Raw genomic sequence first — 380 nt, 5'->3', positions numbered from 1 at the left:
CGAGATCGCCCTGATCCGTGAAGGCAATCCCGCCGCCGCCGTCGCCTTCGCCGGGGTTCTGGTCGGTCTGGCCATTCCGCTGGCGGTGTCGATGTCGGTGTCCAACTCGGTGCGCGATATCGCCATCTGGGGCGTGGCGACGGTGGTGCTGCAGCTTCTGGCCTTCCGGGTCGTGGACCTGCTGCTGACGGGCCTGCCGCAGAGGATCAAGGACGGAGAGGTTTCCGCCGCCGTGGTGCTGGTCGGCGCCAAGTTGGCCACGGCGCTGATCATGTCCGCCGCCCTGACGGGGTGAGCGGGGTGCAGTTTCCCCGTCTGCCGGACTGGGCCATCTATGCCTCTGTCGTGGGCGTGTTGCTGGCGGTGTCGCTGGCGCGGCG

Annotated in this window: 1 protein-coding gene; it reads left to right on the top strand. The window is 68.9% G+C overall.

The window, feature by feature from the left end; genetic code table 11:
• A partial coding sequence (locus tag QZ281_RS05210) for a DUF350 domain-containing protein (RefSeq protein WP_292225522.1) occupies nt 1-295 on the top strand: 295 nt, incomplete at its 5' end.
• Nucleotides 296-380: the final 85 nt, after the last annotated feature.

It is taken from the genome of Brevundimonas sp. (genome assembly GCF_018608325.1).
Classification (GTDB): Bacteria; Pseudomonadota; Alphaproteobacteria; order Caulobacterales; family Caulobacteraceae; genus Brevundimonas.
Note: the sequence above shows the minus strand (reverse complement) of the source record. Positions and strands in the feature narration are given on the sequence as shown.